Annotated in this window: 3 protein-coding genes and 1 pseudogene; 3 read left to right on the top strand and 1 reads right to left on the bottom strand. The window is 55.2% G+C overall.

Going from position 1 to position 3,341, the window contains the following annotated elements; genetic code table 11:
* Positions 1 to 152: 152 nt before the first annotated feature.
* The 3 genes from RMS95_RS07265 (at position 153) to RMS95_RS07255 (ending at position 2,740) form a co-directional block, all read left to right on the top strand.
* Positions 153 to 1,574 carry a mannose-1-phosphate guanylyltransferase/mannose-6-phosphate isomerase gene (locus RMS95_RS07265; protein ID WP_310644892.1) on the top strand — a complete coding sequence of 474 codons (1,422 nt, stop codon included), beginning with the start codon at positions 153 to 155 and terminating at the stop codon, positions 1,572 to 1,574.
* A gap of 114 nt (positions 1,575 to 1,688) precedes the next feature.
* Entirely contained in the window at positions 1,689 to 2,159 is a 471-nt protein-coding gene (locus RMS95_RS07260; RefSeq protein WP_310644890.1) for a helix-turn-helix domain-containing protein, read from the top strand.
* Entirely contained in the window at positions 2,159 to 2,740 is a 582-nt protein-coding gene (locus RMS95_RS07255; protein WP_310644887.1) for a PIN domain-containing protein, read from the top strand. The genes RMS95_RS07260 and RMS95_RS07255 overlap by 1 nt, the downstream gene beginning before the upstream one ends.
* A gap of 47 nt (positions 2,741 to 2,787) precedes the next feature.
* Here the strand turns inward: RMS95_RS07255 and cysC are convergent.
* Positions 2,788 to 3,204 (bottom strand): annotated as a pseudogene (cysC, locus tag RMS95_RS07250) (adenylyl-sulfate kinase); the annotation flags it as partial.
* Positions 3,205 to 3,341: the final 137 nt, after the last annotated feature.

Below are 3,341 nucleotides of genomic sequence, written 5' to 3'. Positions count from 1 at the left end.
GGTATCGTTCTTCTCGGCTGAGGTGCTTGTACATTGGGCAATTTCGATTTGGCGGTTAAAGCGGCCATGATGCTCTCGCATCCTCAGCCACCTATAACCAGTTCATCTTTGTTGCACTTCGTCCTTGAATCCGCCTTTTAAATAAGACCGCCATGTCACCCTTAATTCCTGTCATCTTGTCGGGCGGAAGCGGCTCGCGCCTATGGCCGCTGTCTCGCTCATTGCGCCCCAAACAATTCTTAGGCGTGACAGAAGACGCCTCGCTGTTTCAGCTGACGCTCCGGCGCTTGCAGGGCATCACGGCAGACGCCATGCGGCCCATCGTGGTGGCCAACCACGAGCACCGTTTTTTGGTGGGCGAGCAGTGCCGCGAGGCGGGGGTGGAGCCACTCAGCATCTTGCTAGAGCCGGTGGCGCGCAACACCGCGCCAGCCATTGCGGTGGCAGCGTTGGCGGCGCTTGCCACGGGGGCCGACCCCGTGTTGCTGGTGCTGCCCTCAGACCACACGTTTGCCAATGTGCCGGCCTTCCACCACGCTGTGCGTGTGGGGCTGAAGGCTGCAGAGGCGGGCACGCTGGTGACGTTTGGCATTGTGCCCACGCACCCCGAGACGGGTTATGGCTACGTCAAAGCCAGTTTGGCGCTGGACGCGAATGCGGCTGTGCTGGTGCAGCAGTTTGTAGAAAAGCCCGACCTCGCCACGGCGCAGGCTTACTTAAAAGACGGTAGCTACACCTGGAACAGCGGCATGTTCATGTTCAAGGCGTCGGTGTTTTTAGAGGAGTTGGGCAAGGCCAACCCCGCCATGCTGCAAGCCTGCCTAGGCGCATGGAACAACGCACAAAAAGACCTTGAGTTTGTGCGCTTGGACAAAGAAGCCTTTGCCATCAGCCCAAGCGACAGCGTGGACTACGCGGTGATGGAGAAAACCAGCAAAGCCGTGGTGGTGCCGCTAGACGCAGGCTGGAACGACGTGGGCGCATGGTCTGCCGTTTGGCAAGTGTTGCCGCAAGACGCGCAAGGCAACGCCACCCGAGGTGACGTGCTGTTGGAAGGCGCCAAGAACAGCTACGTGCATGCCGACAGCCGCTTGGTGGCGCTGATTGGCGTGGAAGATTTGGTGGTGGTCGAAACCTCAGACGCGGTGCTCGTAGCCCACAAAGACAAAGCCCAAGACGTGAAGAAGGTGGTGGACCGCCTGAAAGCCCAAAAGCGCCCCGAGGTAGACCAACACCGCGAGGTGTTCAGTCCGTGGGGCAGCTACGACTCGGTGGACAGTGGCGGGCGTTTTCAGGTCAAGCGCATCAAGGTGAAGCCCGGTGCGAAGTTGTCGCTGCAAATGCACCACCACCGCGCCGAGCATTGGGTGGTGGTGTCGGGCACGGCACTGGTGCGTTTGGGTGACGAGAGCAAGCTGGTGACAGAAAACGAGTCGGTCTACATCCCCGTGGGCGTGAAGCACGCGCTAGAAAACCCAGGCAAGGTGGCGCTGCATTTGATTGAGGTGCAGTCGGGTTCTTACCTTGGCGAGGACGACATTGTGCGGTTTGAGGATTTGTATGGGCGGGTTTGAGTTTTGCGCGGTCTAACATTCATCTTGTTTCATTTACTTCAGTTATTGCACTTGGCGTGTTATCCTCGATTTTGCAAGTTCAGTTGTCTGAGCAGCAAAAATTAGGAGAAAAATATGCGTACCGTTGATCGCGTTCAAGAAGTCACGCCACCATCTCTCAATGCGAAAGACAAAGAGATGGTGCGAGTCGCACAGCGCTGCATCATGGCTTCGTTAGACCATTCACGCGCAGCAGCTATCACGTTGACCACGGACACGGGTGAGCATCCCACCGTAGAGGTTCCTCCTGCTGCGCTCAAGTTGATTGGGCAGTTGTTGGGAGCGATGAGTGAAGGGCGTCCGATGGTGTTGATGCCGACCGAGCAAGAGTTCACAACGGTAGAGGCTGCAAATTTTTTAAATGTGTCTCGTCCATTTGTGATTAAGGAAATGGAGTCTGGCCGACTGCCACACCGCAAAGTGGGTTCGCACCGTCGTATTGCGTTAGATGACTTGATGGGTTACGCCCAAGCTATGCGCGCAAAGCAAGAGGGGGCGCTTGACCGCATGGCAAGCAATGCCCGTGAGTTGGGGCTTGATTACTGATGGCTGGTCATGCCCGTTACACGGCGCTGTTAGATGCGTGTGTTTTGTATCCCTTGGCAATGACAGATGCATTGCTAAGTTTGGCGACAACGGGTTTTTTCGCCGCCAAGTGGACAACGAAGATTGAAAACGAGTGGATTCGATCTCTTGAGTCCAACCGGTCCGATTTAGTTGGCAAGTTAAATATTAGGCGCGACAGCATGCGTGATGCTGTGCCTGACTGGGAGGTCGTGGAGTCTGCTTGGCAGCCTTTGGTGCCGGGAATTATTCTTCCTGACCCCGACGACGCACACGTGCTAGCCGCTGCAATTGCCGGTCACGCAGATTGCATCGTGACGGCTAATTTAAAAGACTTTCCTGTTGAAGTTCTTATGCAATATGGCATCGAGGCCATTGATCCAGACACCTTCATCATCAATCAATGGGATTTAGACCCAGTGAATGCAATCGCTGCATTCAAGCGCATGAGGGCACGTCGCAAGAAGCCTTTATCCAGTCCCGAAGATTTTGCTTATGCGTTGGAGGTAGGGGGCTTGCCCACAACGGCCAACAGACTTCGCTCAGCGGCTGAGTTGATTTAGTTGCCGTCGGTTCTGTACCAAGATGACGGATCAGTTGAGAAAGTTAGTCACGCCAAAATTTTCAGAAGTTGCCCCAGCGCTTGATCAATAGTAATGGCGTGCGTATTGATGGTGAGGTCAGGTGTCTCAGGCGCTTCATAGGCTGAGTCAATACCGGTGAAGTTTTTAATTTCACCTCTGCGTGCTTTTTTGTAGAGGCCTTTGGGGTCACGCGCTTCGCACACCTCAAGCGGCGTGTCTACAAAGACTTCAAAAAACTCACCTTCGTTAAACAGCGCACGCGCCATGTCGCGGTCAGCGCGGTAGGGCGAGATAAAGGTGGTCAGCACCACCAAGCCAGCATCCACCATGAGCTTGGCCACTTCGGCTACGCGGCGAATGTTCTCGATGCGGTCTTCTTGGGTAAATCCTAGGTCTTTGTTCAGACCGTGACGCACGTTGTCGCCATCTAGCACGTAGGTGTGACCTGCCCCCTGCCAGCCGTACCAAGGTAATGGCAGTTAGTCCGCAAATTCTGGAGAATTGCGGATATGAAGACCACACGATTTACCGATGAGCAAATCATCGCTTTCCTCAAACAGGCTGAAGCCGGCATGTCCAT

This window comes from Limnohabitans sp. (assembly GCF_031539175.1).
Classification (GTDB): domain Bacteria; phylum Pseudomonadota; class Gammaproteobacteria; order Burkholderiales; family Burkholderiaceae_C; genus Limnohabitans.
The sequence above is the reverse complement of the archived record's forward strand: the minus strand, read 5'-3'. Positions and strand labels throughout refer to the sequence as shown.

What these genes read in the sequence shown, in the direction of transcription:
- RMS95_RS07265 (WP_310644892.1), top strand. Translation starts at nt 153, where the DNA reads ATGTCACCCTTAATTCCTGTCATCTTGTCGGGCGGAAGCGGCTCGCGC.
- RMS95_RS07260 (WP_310644890.1), top strand. Translation starts at nt 1,689, where the DNA reads ATGCGTACCGTTGATCGCGTTCAAGAAGTCACGCCACCATCTCTCAAT.
- RMS95_RS07255 (WP_310644887.1), top strand. Translation starts at nt 2,159, where the DNA reads ATGGCTGGTCATGCCCGTTACACGGCGCTGTTAGATGCGTGTGTTTTG.